This is a genomic window from Pseudoalteromonas sp. J010, from assembly GCF_003934235.1.
In the GTDB taxonomy this organism is placed as follows: domain Bacteria; phylum Pseudomonadota; class Gammaproteobacteria; order Enterobacterales; family Alteromonadaceae; genus Pseudoalteromonas; species Pseudoalteromonas peptidolytica.
Genome location: NZ_RDBW01000010.1, coordinates 46,368 through 63,890 on the forward strand (window position 1 = coordinate 46,368; position 17,523 = coordinate 63,890).

Here is a 17,523-nt window from a genome sequence, read left to right on the forward strand (position 1 = left end):
ACTCAATTTGAAGTAGTGGATCTGACGCTAACCGCGTTAAAAATTTCTTATTTAGAACAACTAAATAGCAAAATCTTGGCCTTGCCTATATGGATGTAGGTACCTTAGCGATAGCAGGACGCGGTAGCGGAGTTATCGACAAGATTTTCTCGCCTCAAATAGACCACTTAATTAAGAAAATTGGTATAAGGGGAGCTAGTCTCCCCTTACGACTCTGCTTCGGCTAAAAAATCTCGATAGCGTTTTACCCAAGAGTCAGGAACCGGTTTCTGTCGTGTTAACACTGTCGAAATTGGGGTAGATGTTAATACGCCATTGATTTTACCTAGCATGAACGTGGCTGCTCGAAAGGTGTCATGCTGTATTGCTTGGTACACAGTTTCAACAGCTGCTACGCCTAACTCTGTAGCTAACATTCTATCCTCTGCTGAAGGGGCGCCACCGCGCTGAATGTGTCCTAATACGCATAACGCACAATTAATATTACTTTGCTCATTAAGTGCGTCTCTTAGCGCATGGGCTCCACCTGGCCATAAATTCTCAGCAAGTATAATCAAAAAGCTACCATGTTTGTGCTGCTGCTCAGTAATGGCACGCTGCAATTGTTGTACTAATTTAGCGGTGTCGCTTTTGGTGTAGTTTTCAAATGAAAGTATGGCTTCAGCACCGGTGGCGATACCTACGTTATAAGCGATATGACCGCTATGGCGACCCATTACTTCAGTAATAAAAACACGTTCAAACGCATTAGCGGTATCACGAATTTTATCAATTGCGACAGTTGCTGTATTCACTGCGCTAGAAAAACCGATGGTGTGATCGCACCCCGCTAAATCATTGTCTATGGTGCCAGGAAGCCCAATAAGTTGGCCGTGCCAGTGTGCCGATAACGCATGAATGCCGCGAAAAGAGCCATCACCACCTATCACGATAAGGGCGTCTATATGGAGTTTGCGAAGCGCATTTGCTGCTTGCTGAACACCTGTATCTTCTAACATGGCATCGCAGCGTGCACTTTTAAGCAAAGTGCCCCCACGCTGTGTAATATCAATCACACAATCTGATGTGAGTTCAATATATTCTTGATTGATAAGGCCATTATAGCCATGCAAAAAACCAATACATTGCAGTCCTAGCTTAGCGGAAGTTAAGGTTATTGCTCTGATTGCAGAGTTCATTCCGGGTGCGTCACCGCCACTTGTGAGAATTGCTATCCTTTTGGTCATAAGATCACTTGAACGATAGTTTGGTTACTGAATGTATACTATCAGTGTGGGTTGCTAGCAAGTTGATCGATATTAAAAAAAGCGAGATCAGGAAGGAAAAACGGCATTTAGTGTAACCAAATGCCGTTCTTTTTATTGTTGTGAGATCTTGCTAGCAAGTTCTTCACGTTGTGCTGTAGGTAGGTTATCGACAACAATTTGATACGAATCATCGATCATTTTCTTTATTTCGTCTTCTGGAATAGTGCCGTCTAAAATAACCGTATTCCAGAGGCGCTTATTCATATGATAACCAGGTACAACAGACGAGTACTTGTCTCGAAGCAATAACGCTTCGTCAGGGTCGCATTTTACATTCAACCACCAAACAGGCTCACCATTTTCGTCTACTTGCCCTTCTTTCCCTTCGGTAAGAGTGGCAAACATCTTATGCTGAACTTTATACACATCGACATCTTGCGCAAAAGGTTTGGTGATAAAGGTTGCAGGCTTGGCCTGCAAATATTCATGTACGCTTTTCTGATCCATAGCCCGTGTCCTTGAAGTAACAGTTAATACAACATGAAGGTAAGTTTAGCAGCTCTTGTGATAATACTGTAATCGTCTATCAGTAAAAACTATCAGAAAGTCTATACCATGGCGTTATAACGCAGACAATTATTGAATAACTGAGAGTTTTATATCGGTTTCACTCACAGTTGACGATTAAAATAAGTACAGTGTTTAAAAGCACTACAATTTCAGTCATCTACAATATTAGAAAAGCTAACTTTCAAAATCCAATTGAGGATCAAGCTGGCTTTACAAGTTGTGCTAAGTATTCCTCCATAACCTAGGTGGACTAAGCTAGGAAATCATTGCTATTTGAGCGTTAAAAATTTCCCACTTGTCACTGTTTCCTATTGCTAGGAAAAGTTATGACACAGCGACATTAAATAACGCCATGCCTGTAAAGAGTCCGCTATTAAATTAAATAATACAAAAATATGCAACAATAATTTCCATGTTGATCAAATAATGGACGTTGTGTAGACTCCATGACCGCTTTAGTAAATGGTATAACAATGCCATGTTTCTTCAACATCATGTGCCCGGCTATTTTTTTGGTAGGATAAAAACTTTAGGAGTATCAGTGGCTTTTGTAGTTATTTCAATCTTGTGTATGTTTGCTGTGTATCTTCAAGCCCTCTCTACGGGCATGCCAATTAAGCGCTGGTTGGGCTTGGCATTATTTACAGGACCCGCTGCCTTGGTACTATTTCGAGTGCACTACCGTCGAGCTTGGATGCGTCGCTGTGCCAATCTAGTGATGTGGAAGGCGTAATACCAATTAGACTTAATACTTGCTCAATTTGACGGAGTAAATCTGACGCCTAACTGCGTTAAAAATTTCTTATTTAGAACAACTAAATGGCAAAATTTTTGCCTAGCTTACATGGGGGTAGGTACTTTAGCGATAGCAGGGCGCGTTAGCGAAGTTACCAACAAGATTTTCTTGCCTCTAAATAGCAAGCTTGAGTAAGCGCAGTGGTATAACTGCAAGCGATACTACTGAACAAGCTGTAGGTTGGGCTTGTCGCTGGGAATATGTTGCTTCAAAAACTGCTCAAACTCGCTACTAGATAACGGCTTTGAGTAATAATAACCTTGTACTGTTTGGCAGTTTAGCTCTTCTAAAATACTCAGTTGCACTTCATTTTCTACGCCTTCGGCTACAACATGTAAATCGAGGTTGTGGGCTATGGTGACAATAGAATCAACCATATTTTTTCCGCGTTCGTTGCCCATGTCGTCAATAAACGCCTTATCCACTTTGAGTGTATTGAGTGGAAATTGTTTGAGATATGCCAGTGAAGAATAGCCTGTGCCAAAGTCATCCATCGCCAAATGTATGCCTCTTGCACTTAATGAACGCATTATTGAAATTGCTTCTTTTGGATCATCCATCACCGTACCTTCTGTGATTTCTAATTCTAAGAAATAAGAAGGAAGTTGATTTTTTTGCAAGATAATATCGATGCGAGTAGTGAGATCTGGCAAGCTAAACTGTTTTGCTGACAAGTTAACCGCGACTCTGCCGTTGAAAAGCCCCTTATCAATCCAGCGTTTCACATCTTGGCACGCTTTGTCTAAAACGACTTCACCAATCTCAATTATTTGTCCTGTTTCTTCCGCGATAGGGATAAATACACCTGGGCTGATAACCCCTTTCTTTGGGGTAATAAAGCGCACTAGTGCTTCCATTCCAACTAGCTCACCTGTTTTGATATTCATTTTCGGCTGATAGTAGACGACAAAGTGATCTTCTTTTAGGCCGTAGCGCATTAGGTTTTCTATTTGTAAGCGTTTTACCGCTTGTTCGTTCATAGAATCGTTGAAAAACAAATAATGATTACCTTTTTGCTTGGCGTGATACATCGCGGTATCTGCGTTTTTCAACAAGCTTTCTGGCGACTTTCCATCCTCGGGGCACAGTACAATACCCACAGAAGAGGTGATAACTAACTCGTGGTTAGCAATTTTAAACGGGGTCGCAATCGCTGCTAAAAACTGCTTAGCAGTACGTGTAATAGTATGAATATCGTTGGTACCAGATATGACCAAAGCAAATTCATCACCGCCAAGGCGATAAAATGTATCTTGTTGACGCGCTAGTTTGTTTAAGCGCATAGCGAGTTTTGCAAGCAGGGTATCACCAAGCTGGTGTCCAAGAGAATCGTTGATTTTTTTGAAGTTGTCTAAATCAAAAACCAAAAGGGCGTGGTGCGTGCCTTGCTGTGAAAGTTTTTGTAGGTTAGTAAAAAATAGATTCCGGTTGGGTAAACCTGTGGTGCGATCGCGGTTAGATAAATTATGAAGCTGTGATTCAGCTTTTTTGCGCTCTGTTAAATCTGAATATACCACCACATAGTTACTAATTTGACCATGGTTATTTTTAATTTCATCTATGGTAATTTCAATGGGAAGTAGCACATCAGCCGCGTTTCGAAGCTTTAATTCTTCTTGCCAGTGTTCCGTTTGACTGAGCTGCGATTTTACTTGCGTAACAAATTTGTTGTCGTAGCCAGGTAAGTTAAAAGGCTTATTGATATAGTGCTCACGTTGTCCCCCAAATAATTTTAGATAGCTGGGGTTGAGATCAACTAAGTTATAGTCTTTGTCATATATTGCAATGGCATCCGTAAGGGATTCAACGCACTTAGCGAATAAATTAAGCCTTTCTTCCGTGCTCTTGAAGTGGCCAATATCTCGAACCGTACCTGTCATTCTAAGTGGATTTAGGTTCGTGTCTTTTTCAATGATTTTACCTCTATCTAAAACCCAATGATATTGTCCTAACTCATCCCTAATACGATAGCTGGCTTCAAAAAATGGGGTTTTTTCCGCGAAATGTTGCTTCATTAACTTTTCAACAATTAACAGATCCTGAGGATGGATCCGATGCTGATTGGGAATGATGTTACCTGGTTTTGCTGAGTTCATCCCATATTTGTCATTTATCCGAACAATCTCACCAGATTGGATATTCCAATCCCATAGCGTATCACCGCTACCTTCTATGGTACTTTTAAATCGTTGTTCGGTATGTTTTAGTTCAATGGTGGACTTCTTTAGTTGATGATTAGACCAGACTAAATAAGGGATACTGAGCAGTGCAAGAATAAAAGGGATGAGCCAAGCAAGTTGAGCATACGTCAATACACTAATGTCACTGGCGACCGCAGTAAACGGTGTAAGAGTGAATAGTATTGTACTGATTATTATTGTTTTTATTTGTTTGCTCATAAAATGCGTAACTCATCATTGCGATCTCTAATCTAAATCAAGCCCGCGTAGTAGTCAAAAAGAAAACGTTGATTAAGGTAAAATTCAGGTTGATTCTGCTTTTTAACATTAGATAAACAAAACTTTGGATGAAATTCATTACGATAGAGGATTAATGCGCACACTTTATTGCATAAAATGTACGCTTCGAGGTGCCGAATAAATGAGAAAAGTCACAGTAAGTAAGTCAACAAAGCCCTAGTTACATTGTAAAACTAACCTTGGAGAGTCTGGTTTGAGCATATTATCAACATAAGCAACCACATCTGAGCGCTCCAAGTTGTCTAAAGCTGCAATTAACCGGCATTGCATATCAAATTGGTGGAAGTCATTAGTGATCGAGATCCACAATCGCTGTGCCCTTAATCGTAGATTTTTATCTTTTTCAGAGATTTGTAATAGTAAGCTCTCTTTTGAACGTTGCCAGCTAGCTTCGTCACACTCTCGCAGCTGTTTAGCAAACGTTTTTAAAAACGAGCTATGTCTAGTAAGTAGGTGCTCACTATTGAAGTTTGGTGATTGAATATAAAACGCCACACCTGCACGGGTATTAAAGGGGGCATAGCCTGCACCAACTAAGTAACCAAGTTGTTCTTTTGTTCTTAATTGCTCAAAGTAATCTTGATTTAGTAAGTTGTTGATCGCCATCAAGGTTACTTTTTCTTCTACGGAATTAGTTTGTGATTGAAAATATTCAATGAAGGCATGATCGTTCCCTTCACGTTGAATTTGTATACCCTCAACACGGTTAATCTCATTAAGTGGACGTTTTAAGTCATCCAGAATTTCACTATTGGAAAATAGCCCATGAACAGAAGTTTTTAGTTTTTCTGCATGGCGACGTTGCCAGTTGCCATGCATAAACGCTTTTACGTGAATGGCAGAGAAAAACTGCTTTCGAAACAATTGAAACTCATTGAAGCTTGCACTTTTTAAAGCGATGGCTAGGTCTTCAGGGCTTGGGTTCCATGGCATTAAATGTGCTCCAAGGCGGCTGAAGAGTTCACTCACAGGTTTGTTTTTATTATGATTTTTCCAGTGCCGAATAAGCTGCTTTTTGTACTCGGCAAAGCGGGCTGCATGGATAGGTTGATGAAGCAAAGCTTCAACTAACTCAAGCACTAACGTGATCTGATTACCTGTTAGCCCCGCAGTGTGTAATGTTAACCCACCTTGATGAGAGTTGATGTGATAACTGAGCCCAGCGAGTTCAGCACTGTAAAATCGTTCAGCGACGGCATCCATAAAAAGGTCTGCAAATAGTCTCGAAAGCGCCATATGCTTGTGGCAGGTCACTGACGGTGCAGAGTCTATTTCGAGATAGAAATGTCCTTTTGTAACCCTAAAGGTGGTATCTTGTTTAAACCAAAACTCAAACCCTGGTTGGTCGGCTAATCGAACGGGTTTGTCTTGCTCGTATTCCACAGCATGAAGTGGGTTTTTAGCACTGAGGTATGGATTAATCGAAGGCAGTGACATTTGAGGCAATGGCATATGCACATTATATAGTGATTCAATCCATTCTTTCGCAATCGTGGTGACGCTGTAGGGGGTGTTGTACCACTTTGCCTTGTGACTGACTTCAACATCAGGGTGGATCAGCACTAACCGCATGTTTGTTGGACACAAATACGAGAGTAGCTTTTCATGATGCGCTTGACTGAAGCCGTCCATACGATAATCACCGTATAAGAAGTCCGCTTCAGAGTAATGATGCATGTTAACGCTAATTGAGTTAACCCAATCTAGCATGCGTCCTACTTCTTGGTTATCGAATGCAATATCTAATAATGTACTTTTATCCTGGTAAAGGCGTGGTAGTGCAGCGGTGTTTTGTTTGATTAATGCCAAATATTCGAACAGCATTTCAACGATGTCTTCATAGTACTCTATTCCCTCATCGGTGAGTGCAAAGCTGATGTTGAAATCACGAAAATTACTACCTGTGATCCCACCGCCTGCAGACAAGGCGTTGATCCACCCTTGGGATTTTAAAATGGAATATAACGATCCCTTTCCCTCGTAACCCAATAAGTGTGCCAGAAAGCTAACGCTTTTGTGTTTGTATAGATCTTCAGGGTTCGGCATTGCAAAACTCACAATAAGCTTCTGCATGTGCTTGCGCGGCTTTATTTGTAACTCGAGTTGTAAGTCACTCTGACGGTACATTGGTACTTGTATGGCTTGTTTTTGCTCATGTGAGCCAACAATATTACCAAAAGGAAGGCTATATTGTTTTAAGGTTGCTAATGGTTGAGGGGCAGCAATAACAAGCGTCATCCATTGTGCTTGATAGTGCGCATTAAAAAATGCCCTGAGTTCGGACGCGATATTATCCCCTCGGTCAGCTAGCGTATCTCGGGTACCAACTGAAAACTTAGCGAAAGGGTGGGCTGGATTGATGGTTTCTTTATGTACCTGATAAATACGGCGGCCATCGTCTTTGATTTTCATTTTGAATTCAGCGTCAATGGCTTCACGTTCCTTTTCTGTATCACCTTCACTTAATAAAGGAGACACAAAAAACTGACTAAAGCGCTCTAAGGCTTCTTCTAATCGCTCCGCATCGCAGTCGAAATAATAGCTAGAGTGCTCGGTTCCTGTCCAGGCATTGCTCTGACCGCCATATTGGCTAATAAACTGAGAAAAGCCACCCGAGTCAGGGTGCTCAATAGTTCCGAGAAATAGCATATGCTCTAAAAAGTGAGCCATACCTTGACGGTCTTCAGGGTCATCAAAATGGCCAACATTAACTGTTAACGATACGGCACTCTTGGCTGTTGACTCATCATTAATCAACAAAACTCTAAGACCATTGTCCAGTGTTAAGAATTGGTACTGCCGACTATCATTATTACTCAGTTTCAATATGCTGCTGCCGATAAATTAGTTAAAAGAAAGGTGAAGGTGATGCAAATTTCATTTCATGTTAATCCTTCATTTGTTTTAATATAGCGAACAAACTGGCTAGATAGCTACTGGTTTCAAGAAAATAATGTTAGCCATCCTAACGTTGGCATTGTTTAGACCAAGGTTTAAGTAGTGGTCTAGAGAAATATATTTTACAGAGTCATCAGGCCTAGCTGTATTAACTAACACAAAAGCGAAAGAAGAGCATGCTTTGTGTTAAAAGACGCCGAAACTGAAACGGGTATGGTGCAAGTGTTAATACGTATAAATGTAGAGTAGTGCAGAAAAGGTGCTAAATAGTATGAAGACTATCTTGATTATGCGTCATGGTGAAGCGCAAGCTATGCAGGCTGATGATGCCAGTAGGGCGCTGACACAGCTAGGTTTAAAACAAGCAAAAGACATGGGGCAATGGCTGGAACAGCACTTTAAGATTGATGCGGCCTTGGTTAGTCCATATACACGAGCCCAGCAAACGGCCGAGCAGGTATTTTCCTTCCAGTCGCCGCAATTTGTTGAAACCTGTGCAGACATTGTTCCCAGTGGTTCTGCAAACACAGCTACAGACTATCTCGAAACACTCATATCCATGCACCCAGAACATCAGACTTGGCTATTGGTCGCACATATGCCGATAGTCAGCTACCTTGTTGACTGTTTGTGTCCTGACACTATGCCTATCTTTTCTACCGCAGCGGTCGCTGTGCTGGAGTATAATGAAGAAACAGGTCGAGCAGAATTCATTTCCATGCAGTTGCCATAGCAAGGCGATTTGTCACTGACACCGAAAAGTTAGCAATAATCGGTCTAATGTCCTCTTTTTAATTTATATTGAACTTTATCATAACGGCAGTGTCGTAGTATTGGCACTGCATAGTACCCGTTTGGTCAATATATTTTGTTTGGGCGCAAACTATATTGTACAAGTAACCTGCATAGTCTCGACCGCTATGTTATGGTTCTGTTATGGGTAAAGTTATTTTTTAGAACTAGCATTGCTTTAATTTAAAAGGACAAATGTCCTTATTTTTTGGTTTTTTGTTGCTAAATGTTGTAAACTGTCAGCTAACATCGCTAAAAGTTGCAAAAAAATTGATTTTTTAGTCCGGTTTAACAAGCAAAGTAGAATTTACCTGCTATAATTACCGCCGTCTCGTTCAGCCTTGCAAAGTTGTATCGCACTCTCGACTGCAAGGTCCGCGTTATCTTATTTGAATCGCGAAAAATTGAACGTTCACGCCAAAGTGAAACGGCGCCCAAATTTAAACCGTTGAACAAAGAGTGCACTAAAAGGTCGAAAACCAACATGAAAGCAATGAAAAGATCCACGTTAGCTACGCTTATTAATGCTACGTTGTTCTCTGCTGTGGCAGGTACTTCATTCTCTGCACTTGCTGAAGAAGAGCAAGCCAAGTCTAATCAATTAGAAGTTATCCAAATTACTGCTCGTAAACGTGTAGAAAATGCACAGGAAGTTCCTGTGTCAGTGTCTGCGCTGCAAGGAGATAATTTGAATGCTTACAGCTCCGCGGGTATGGACATTCGCTTTATGAACGCCAAGATCCCGAGCTTATCGGTAGAATCTTCATTTGGCCGTACTTTCCCACGATTTTATGTCCGTGGTTTAGGAAATACAGATTTCGATCTGAATGCTTCACAACCTGTGTCTTTGGTTGTCGATGAAGTTGTTCAAGAAAACCCAATCTTAAAAGGTTTCCCTGTATTTGATATTGCTCGTATCGAAGTATTACGTGGCCCACAAGGTACCTTGTTTGGTCGTAACACACCTGCGGGTCTAGTGAAGTTTGATACAGTAAAACCAAGCCAAGAATTTGATGGCTATGCAGCGCTTTCGTATGGCAGCCGTGGTGCTGTTGACTTTGAAGGTGCTGTTGGTGGCTCGGTAACTGACCGCTTATCTACTCGTATTTCTGCATTATGGCAGGAGCAAGAAGATTATATCGATGTTAAAGCACCTGGCTTTGAACAAAATGACGTCCTAGGTGGATATAGTGAGCAAGCGGTACGTTTACAGTTTTTATATGAAGGTGATGATTTCACCGGCCTCCTAAACTACCACTACCGAGACCTTGATGGTCGTCCAATTGCATTTCGTGCTAACTTAATCGAAGCAGGCTCAAATAATATTAACCCGCTTTACGACAATGACGTTGTTTATCATGATGCTGCATCTCGTTCGACACAACAAGTTGAAACACAAGGTCTAAGTTTAAAACTTGAGTGGGATCTCCCGGAACACACAGTGACTTCGATCACGGCATGGGAAAGTGCAGAAATCTACTCTCGTGCAGATGTTGATGGTGGCTATGGTGCCAATCTTGATTTCGTTGGATACCAAGGGCCAGGCTTAATACCGTTTGCTTCTGAAACTGCTGATGTTATTCCAGATCATAATCAGTATACACAAGAGCTTCGCTTATCAAGTAACTTCTCTGGTGACTATAACTATCAAGTTGGTCTTTTCTTATATGAAGAAGATCTCACTATTGAAAGTTACAGCTTTGATACATTCGCGTATGATCAAGGCTTAGGCCAGTATGGCGCGCAAAATGGCTACGCCTATCAAGATCAAGACACGTCAGCGTGGGCGATATTTGGTTCATTCGACTACACGGTTTCGGATGACTTAAAAGTAACAGCTGGCCTACGTTACTCTGATGATGAAAAAGAGTTTTACGCTAAGCGTACTAAAAACCCAACGCCTTGGAATGGTTCACCAGACGTACTTGACGATACTGCCAACCCAAGTGATAGTCATGTGAGTTGGGATTTAAGTGCGACATACAAACTGACTGACGATGTTAACTTATTTGGTCGCATTGCAAATGGCTTCCGTGCACCAAGTGTTCAGGGTCGTATCTTATTTGGTGATGAAGTAACAGTTGCTGAATCAGAAACAACTAATTCAATCGAAGCGGGTATTAAATCTGACGTGTTAGATGGCCAAGGCCGTGTAAACGCTACGGTTTTCTACTATCAAATGGATGACCAGCAGCTTACCGCTGTGGGTGGTGGCGCTAACTTTAACCGCCTTATCAACACTGACAAAACCACAGGATACGGCTTTGAGTTGGATACTGAGTGGGTACTAACTGACGAACTAAATGCTACCTTTAACTTGAGCTACAACAATACCGAGCTAGAGGATGATAGTTTAGCTGTTGCGGTTTGTGCACAGTGTACGGTAACTGATCCAACTTATATGGTAAATGGAGCGAATGGCCCTGAAGCTCGTGCTATTTTGGATGGTAACAGCTTACCTCATGCACCAGAGTGGATTGCTAACGCGACCCTTCGCTACACGAAAGAGTTAGAAGGTGGTGAGTTCTTTGTATATGGTGATATGTCTTACCGTAGCGAGATCGATTTCTTCTTGTACAAATCGGTAGAGTTTGAAGGTGAAGCTTTATTTGAAACTGGTTTACGTACAGGCTATATGTGGTTCTCTGGTGATAATGAATACGAAGTATCAGCGTTTGTTCGTAACTTATTTGACGAGCAAGTTGTTATTGGTGGTGTAGATTTTAACAATAACACGGGTATGCTGAATGAAGCGCGCTTCATTGGAGCTGAATTCAAAGTGAAATTCTTCTAATTCATGCTACAGTGATTATAATAGAATAACTAAAGCCCGCATTAAGCGGGCTTTTTTAATGAAATTTTTATGATAGGAGTGGATATGTCAGGTTTTTGGAACTATCGAGTGATATATTGTGAAGCGACCAAAGAAGAGGCGGCTTTATATCAGATCCATGAGGTAGAATATAATCTCAACGGTAAAGTTACGAACTGGTCTGAAACAGGCGCAGCACCTTTTGGGCGTACATTAGAAGAGCTACAAGCAGATGCAGAGCGACTCAAGTCAGCATTTGATAAACCAATTCTAAAAGTAATTCGACAGCCACGTGGGTATACCTTAGTAGAAGTTGAAACAGGCGAAGAAGCCACTGCTGAGCCACCTGCGGGTCTAAACAGCTAAATAATCTATTAGGAGTGTTGTGATGCGCTATCAGGCAGTTTTATTTGACTTTGACGGCACACTGGTTGACTCAGAAGCACTCCATTATCAAAGTTGGATGACAGTACTTGCTCAGGACAATATTCATTATACTGAGTTGGAGTTTTGTGATGAGTTCTCAGGTGTACCAACATTAAAAGCAGCTCAGACGCTGAAATTACGGCATCAACTTCAGCCATCACCTCAAGCTTTGTGCGATCATAAAAATCGTATATTTGTGGCTCGGGCAGCAACTGTTTTCCCCAAGTTGATGCCTTATGCGAAACAAATACTTGAACTTACCGCTAAACAGGTGCCTATTGCACTTGTGACAGGAAGCAGCAAAGCCGAAGCACTTCCCGTGCTGGATCACTATCAACTCTTAGGGCTGTTTTCAGTGATAATTTGCAAAGATGATGTTACGCAGCCAAAGCCCCATCCAGAGCCATATAACAAGGCACTTAGTGTATTAAATATAGCGCCGCATCAGGCTGTTGCAATCGAGGACACTTATACTGGGCTTACGTCAGCCAAAGAAGCCGGGGTAACTGCGGTCGTGGTACCAAACGTACATTCACGTAAGCAAGATTTTATTCATGCTGATCATTTGTTTACCGACTTAGAAGCGGTATTTAAATGGCTCAGTGCTAGCGAGTAAACCGGCTCAATAGGTTGTGAGTCTAAATTTACTCTGACTCGGTTTTACAAACGCCAAGTTATATGTAATCTTTAAATTAGAAATGCCAACACCATAAAGTAAATTAAGGGTGTGAAGTACCCTGTGGCGTCAGGTGTGCTCCTTCAGATTGGGCAAGAATTACGGCTAATTGGTTTAAGGGGCTACTTTGAGCTTTTTCGCCTAGAATTATGTGTTTACTGTAGTAAGTGAACTTAACTTAATATCCACTGCAAAGGAATGTGCTATGAGATGTTACCTATACGTACTATTTTTCCTATTTTGTTTTTCTCAATATATACATGGAAGTGAAGTCCATAAAAAAATCCAACTTGCTTCGATATATCAAGGTGATGAGGATATCTCTGCATACCTGGTAAGTGAAAAGTTTGATGGAGTTCGAGCCATTTGGAATGGTCATCAACTACTTACTCGTGGTGGTCATGTCATTAATGCGCCAAAGTGGTTTACCCAAAAGTTACCGAGCGTTTGGTTAGACGGTGAGTTGTGGGCAGGGTATAACAACTTTGCATTTGTTAGTGCAGTAGCTAGGCGACACGCCCCAAATGAGGAGCATTGGCGTCAAGTTACCTATTATGTGTTTGATGCGCCAGATCCTAAAGAGGAATTTCAAAAGCGGCACGAGCGCTATGTTAAGCTAATAAACGATATTCAAGTGGCACATGTTAAGCCAGTTGAACAAAACGTGTTTACTTCTATTGAAATGCTAAACGACTATTATCATGGCGTGTTAAAACGCGGTGGTGAAGGGGTTATATTACACTCGAAAACAGCAAAACATGAAGATGGGCGAACGAAAAATCTATTGAAATACAAACCTCACTTGGATGATGAGGCGATAGTGATTAAACATCTACCTGGTAAGGGAAAATATCGAGGGATGATGGGGGCTTTGTTAGTGAGAGATGCTAATGGAAATGAATTTAGAATAGGGTCAGGCTTTAGTGACGAGCAAAGGGCATCGCCGCCTCCAATAGGCAGTCAAGTGACGTATCGATATCAAGGCTTTACAAAGTTTGGTAAGCCCCGTTTTGCACGCTTTTTAAGAGTGAGACCAGTTATAACACCATGAAATATGGTGGTATTTGTGGCATAACAGATAGTAGAAAATAGTAGGGAAGATAGCGAGGGTAGCTCGCTATCAAAGCAGTTGGCTTATTCTGCGCGGCCCATAAATTTAGACTCAGCAGTATTGATCTTAATCTTGTCACCACTAGAAATGTGCTCAGGAACCTGAACAACAAGACCTGTAGTCAGTGTTGCGGGCTTCGTTCTTGCACTCGCAGAGGCACCTTTGATGGAAGGAGAAGTATCTTCAATTACAAGCTCTACACTTGAAGGTAAGTCGATAGAAACTGGCATACCTTGCACCACAACAACAGACAAACCTTTGGTTGACTCATCAATAAACAACAGTTGCTCTGAAATAGAGTCTTTGTTTAAGTGGTAAGGGGTGTAGTCTTCTTCGTCCATAAATACGTATTCGTCACCATCAACGTACGATAGCATTGCAGGACGGCGATTTAGGTCGGCTAAAGTTAGCATTTCTTCCGCTTTGAAGGTTTCATCGACTTTTGAGTTATCTACAACATCGTACATACGCATGCGGTACAGGCTTCCACCAGCACGACCTTGTGGTACTGAACGTTCAATATCACGAACAATCATTACACGACCATTGTACTCGATCGCGGCATGTTTTTTTATTTCACTTGCCTTTGGCATAGCTTGCTTCCTAATACAAATAAAGTTGGCACAATATAATCATTTTTCGACATTTTGGCGAGGTTCAAAGCGGTCTGAAAACCTTAAATACCGTATAAAGTTTTCATGTCCGCGTACTTTACGCCAAAGTGCTGATCAAACCAGCGGTTAATATAGTCGTGTTTTGGTTCTAGTTTTGCGCATCGTAAAATATTTTCACCCTTATTGGTACCAAGTGCCTGACCACAGTAGTTTTGCTTCCAAGTTAGAGTTAAATCTTGAGAAAACTGCTCAATTAATCCATCTAAAGTCTTTTCAGTGATGTGAGCAAGGTTAAGAAAATCCGGAGATAGCGGTGTAATATCAAGCTGCTCAAAATCAGCCTGATGTGAGCGAGTTTTGTTTTGTTTGCTATCGCTGGCATTCCCTTTGATATAACGACTAGCTAAATTGGCTTCATAGCTAATATTAATGTCAAATTTCTCATCATAGACAGTGACTGGGTATGCAAACTCTCTGGTGACTTCGGTGGTGTGGGTTTTATCGGGATTATTAGGATCTGTGCGCTCAACTTCCTGCTGATAGTGTTTTCGTTGAATATGTTGATTACTGACACGATAATAATCGGCGTCAGCATACAATGTTAACGAGAGCTGTTGAGCCCCTTGATTGTAAAACCACAGGCTATTATTGAAAGTTGCATTAAGGTCAGAAATAAAAGCGCCATATTGTCCTTTAATGGAATTGCCAAACCGTAGACCAATATCAATACGTTCACGTATATTCATTGCAAAATAACGACTGTTGTCTTGCTTATCTACCGTCAAACGTTTTGGGGTTTGCCATGCTAAACAGTACTTTTCAGTGAAGCTTTTTAAATAGAAGCGTTGTCCGCTGACCTGCTTTGCGAGCGTATTGCACTTCTTTTTTGCTTGGGTGCTTAGCGTGTCATAATAGCTGCTCATGGCGCTTGCTAATTGCGCGTTACTGATCAAATGACGGTGGTTGTGTTCAAATAACTTAAACCTGTCTGGGTGGGGCGTGTTAGACAATGAACTGGCTTCGTCAAGTAGCCACTGCCTGGCGTAATCAAGTTCTTCTCTTTGGGTGTTCGCCATTGCGCCATTTGGCTTCATTTGCCACTCTGCTTGATTTCTCACAATTTCTTCTAGTCTGGTAGCTGCGGCAGTATAATTATTCGCCAAGCGTAGCATGCGAACATCAATCAATCCTTTGTCTATAAGCTTATCTCTAGCGAGTGTTAAACCTTGCTTTGCTTCAAGATCTTCAGGATCTTCTTCTAGAGCTTGTGAATAGTACTCCGCCGCTTGGCGGTACATTCCCGCTTCGTAAAGTTTATTGCCTTTATAAACCAGCGATTTACAGCCGCTGATAGCTGCTAATATCGCAATGATGATGGCGGTTTTTTTGATCATAATATCATTCCATTCACGCAAAAAGTTCCATAAGCACAGTTGTTTATTTTGGTATCTACTGAGTCGGTATACAGACAGCCTGCTCCCAACTTCTTACCACTTAATAATACAGGGTTCTGGCGAAATCTACATCATTGAATTGTTAAGATTTTGTTTTGTCGAAACGTTTTTTTGTGGTCAAAATAACCTCAATCGACAAAGGTCGCTAGTTGTTAACATATAGCCGAAACGAAAAGCAGAGAAGGGGGTGAGTATTATGGTGTTGGTTTGTTGTCCTTTTGACTGGTTTCGACGCCCATCCATGGGCTACGACATACTTTTCTTTGATGCCTAAAGAGTTGTTGCGCGAAAGAAAGGGCACTCCCCACATCACATGGACTCCTCAGTAAATTGCCAATATGAACGTCACCGTGGTGTTGTTTTATTGCCCTCCTGACTGGCTTCGACTTACTTTTCTTTGAGGCCCAAAGAACAAGTAAGTAAAAGAAAGGGCACTCCCAGCATCACACTGACTCCTCAAGTAAATTGCCAATATGAACGTCACCGCTGTGTAAGGGACATCCCTGTCCCAGCTTTTCACGCATCCATGCGTTGAAATGACTCATTGGCAATTTACTTTCGGGTATGATGAGGGAGGAAAACGGTGCTGAGAGCTTTTTTGGTGCTTGCTGGCAAATTTGTTGCTTTTGAGAGAAAAACTAGAACTCGCAGTCAATACCACACCAGAAAAACGTAACAGCTCGGCGGGTAAACCACCTGCCACAAAACGATTTAGACTGTGAGTTAGGAGGCTACGCTGATAGTTTTTGTAACCCTTGCAAACAGCTTCACCGTAAAAATTGTAGACGATCTCACAAGCAACTTATTCTCCCCTCCATCACACCCGAAAAACATAAGTTGATATGCAATGTGCCGACAGGATGGCGGCCAAGTCTTGTCAGGCATAAGGACGTGCCTTACAAGACGGTTGCACTATATCGGCTTAGGGTTTGAGGATTGAGTGTGATGCTGGGGCGACGTTTTCTTGGTTCGTTCTTTTGCGTCGTTTCAAAAGAATGAACGAGGAGCGCATGGATGCGCTTTGATATTAAACATGGAGGTTTATGTTGCTAACGGCTGGTAGCTCGAAATTTATCGTAAAGTCAGCCCGTCCTCCTGACAGGTTTCGACGCCCATCCATGGGCTACAACTATCTTTTCTTTGCTTGCCCAAAGAAAAGGTAGCAAAAGAAAGGGCACTCCCGACATCACACTGACTCCTCAAGTAAATTGCCAATATGAACGTCACCGCTGTGTAAGGGACATCCCTGTCCCTGTCACAGCTTTTCACGCATCCACGCGTTGAAATGACTCATTGGCTCTTTACTTTCGGGTGTGATGAGGGAGGAAAACGGTGCTGAAAGCTTTTTTGGTGCTTGTAGGAAAATTAGCTGCTTCAGGAGATAAAACCAGAACTAACAATCAGCGTTACTTTCCTCTCTTCATCGCACCCGAAAAACATACTTCTCGGCGGGTAAACCGCCTCCCACAAAACTATTTGTACTGTGAGATCGGAGCCGCAATTTTTTGAGCTTGTAAACTACTCTATCGCTAATAATAAAGTGAAAATTCCACAGGCAACTTATTCCCCCCTCCATCACACCCGCAAAGCATAAGTTGATATGCAATGTGCCGACAGGATGTCGGCCAAGTCTTGTCTGGCACAAGG

Annotated in this window: 12 protein-coding genes; 6 read left to right on the forward strand and 6 right to left on the reverse strand. The window is 41.8% G+C overall.

The genetic code is table 11. The features are described 5' to 3' along the window. Positions 1-206: 206 nt before the first annotated feature. Both EAG18_RS06635 and EAG18_RS06640 read right to left on the reverse strand, forming a co-directional pair. Positions 207-1,226 carry a 6-phosphofructokinase gene (locus tag EAG18_RS06635; protein WP_125251598.1) on the reverse strand — a complete coding sequence of 340 codons (1,020 nt, stop codon included), beginning with the start codon at positions 1,224-1,226 and terminating at the stop codon, positions 207-209. A gap of 132 nt (positions 1,227-1,358) precedes the next feature. Next, positions 1,359-1,754, reverse strand: a complete 396-nt coding sequence (locus EAG18_RS06640; RefSeq protein ID WP_125251599.1) for an MmcQ/YjbR family DNA-binding protein — start codon at positions 1,752-1,754, stop codon at positions 1,359-1,361. Positions 1,755-2,358: 604 nt separating this feature from the next. Between EAG18_RS06640 and EAG18_RS06645 the strand changes: the two genes are divergently transcribed. After that, positions 2,359-2,550 (forward strand): hypothetical protein, encoded by a 192-nt coding sequence (locus EAG18_RS06645; protein ID WP_125251600.1) that lies wholly within the window; start codon positions 2,359-2,361, stop codon positions 2,548-2,550. Positions 2,551-2,774: 224 nt separating this feature from the next. On the opposite strand, the gene EAG18_RS06650 is transcribed toward EAG18_RS06645, so the two are convergent. Together EAG18_RS06650 and EAG18_RS06655 are read right to left on the reverse strand one after the other, a co-directional pair. Continuing rightward, the gene (locus tag EAG18_RS06650; RefSeq protein ID WP_125251601.1) at positions 2,775-5,012 is read right to left on the reverse strand and encodes a bifunctional diguanylate cyclase/phosphodiesterase; all 2,238 of its coding nucleotides are present in this window, start codon (positions 5,010-5,012) and stop codon (positions 2,775-2,777) included. A gap of 237 nt (positions 5,013-5,249) precedes the next feature. Beyond that, the gene (locus EAG18_RS06655) at positions 5,250-7,919 is read right to left on the reverse strand and encodes an insulinase family protein (protein ID WP_125251602.1); all 2,670 of its coding nucleotides are present in this window, start codon (positions 7,917-7,919) and stop codon (positions 5,250-5,252) included. A gap of 343 nt (positions 7,920-8,262) precedes the next feature. On the opposite strand from EAG18_RS06655, the gene sixA reads away from it, so the two are divergent. The 5 genes from sixA (at position 8,263) to EAG18_RS06680 (ending at position 13,748) form a co-directional block, all read left to right on the forward strand. Next, positions 8,263-8,724, forward strand: coding sequence for a phosphohistidine phosphatase SixA (gene sixA, locus EAG18_RS06660; protein WP_125251603.1), 462 nt, complete (start codon positions 8,263-8,265; stop codon positions 8,722-8,724). A 543-nt stretch (positions 8,725-9,267) separates the two neighbouring features. Continuing rightward, positions 9,268-11,577, forward strand: coding sequence for a TonB-dependent receptor (locus tag EAG18_RS06665; protein WP_125251604.1), 2,310 nt, complete (start codon positions 9,268-9,270; stop codon positions 11,575-11,577). An 84-nt stretch (positions 11,578-11,661) separates the two neighbouring features. Further along, a complete protein-coding gene (locus EAG18_RS06670) occupies positions 11,662-11,961 on the forward strand; it encodes a hypothetical protein (protein ID WP_125251605.1) in 300 nt (99 codons plus the stop codon). Positions 11,962-11,983: 22 nt separating this feature from the next. Next, positions 11,984-12,637 (forward strand): HAD family phosphatase, encoded by a 654-nt coding sequence (locus tag EAG18_RS06675; RefSeq protein ID WP_125251606.1) that lies wholly within the window; start codon positions 11,984-11,986, stop codon positions 12,635-12,637. A gap of 265 nt (positions 12,638-12,902) precedes the next feature. Then, positions 12,903-13,748 carry a DNA ligase gene (locus tag EAG18_RS06680; RefSeq protein WP_125251607.1) on the forward strand — a complete coding sequence of 282 codons (846 nt, stop codon included), beginning with the start codon at positions 12,903-12,905 and terminating at the stop codon, positions 13,746-13,748. Between the two features lie 83 nt (positions 13,749-13,831). On the opposite strand, the gene yeiP is transcribed toward EAG18_RS06680, so the two are convergent. Together yeiP and EAG18_RS06690 are read right to left on the reverse strand one after the other, a co-directional pair. Further along, positions 13,832-14,401 (reverse strand): elongation factor P-like protein YeiP, encoded by a 570-nt coding sequence (yeiP, locus tag EAG18_RS06685; RefSeq protein ID WP_125251608.1) that lies wholly within the window; start codon positions 14,399-14,401, stop codon positions 13,832-13,834. Positions 14,402-14,484: 83 nt separating this feature from the next. Further along, positions 14,485-15,816 (reverse strand): tetratricopeptide repeat protein, encoded by a 1,332-nt coding sequence (locus EAG18_RS06690; RefSeq protein ID WP_125251609.1) that lies wholly within the window; start codon positions 15,814-15,816, stop codon positions 14,485-14,487. Between the last annotated feature and the right edge of the window lie 1,707 nt (positions 15,817-17,523).

What these genes read in the sequence shown, in the direction of transcription:
- EAG18_RS06635 (WP_125251598.1), bottom strand. Translation starts at nt 1,226, where the DNA reads ATGACCAAAAGGATAGCAATTCTCACAAGTGGCGGTGACGCACCCGGA.
- EAG18_RS06640 (WP_125251599.1), bottom strand. Translation starts at nt 1,754, where the DNA reads ATGGATCAGAAAAGCGTACATGAATATTTGCAGGCCAAGCCTGCAACC.
- EAG18_RS06650 (WP_125251601.1), bottom strand. Translation starts at nt 5,012, where the DNA reads ATGAGCAAACAAATAAAAACAATAATAATCAGTACAATACTATTCACT.
- sixA (WP_125251603.1), top strand. Translation starts at nt 8,263, where the DNA reads ATGAAGACTATCTTGATTATGCGTCATGGTGAAGCGCAAGCTATGCAG.
- EAG18_RS06665 (WP_125251604.1), top strand. Translation starts at nt 9,268, where the DNA reads ATGAAAGCAATGAAAAGATCCACGTTAGCTACGCTTATTAATGCTACG.
- EAG18_RS06670 (WP_125251605.1), top strand. Translation starts at nt 11,662, where the DNA reads ATGTCAGGTTTTTGGAACTATCGAGTGATATATTGTGAAGCGACCAAA.
- EAG18_RS06675 (WP_125251606.1), top strand. Translation starts at nt 11,984, where the DNA reads ATGCGCTATCAGGCAGTTTTATTTGACTTTGACGGCACACTGGTTGAC.
- EAG18_RS06680 (WP_125251607.1), top strand. Translation starts at nt 12,903, where the DNA reads ATGAGATGTTACCTATACGTACTATTTTTCCTATTTTGTTTTTCTCAA.
- yeiP (WP_125251608.1), bottom strand. Translation starts at nt 14,401, where the DNA reads ATGCCAAAGGCAAGTGAAATAAAAAAACATGCCGCGATCGAGTACAAT.
- EAG18_RS06690 (WP_125251609.1), bottom strand. Translation starts at nt 15,816, where the DNA reads ATGATCAAAAAAACCGCCATCATCATTGCGATATTAGCAGCTATCAGC.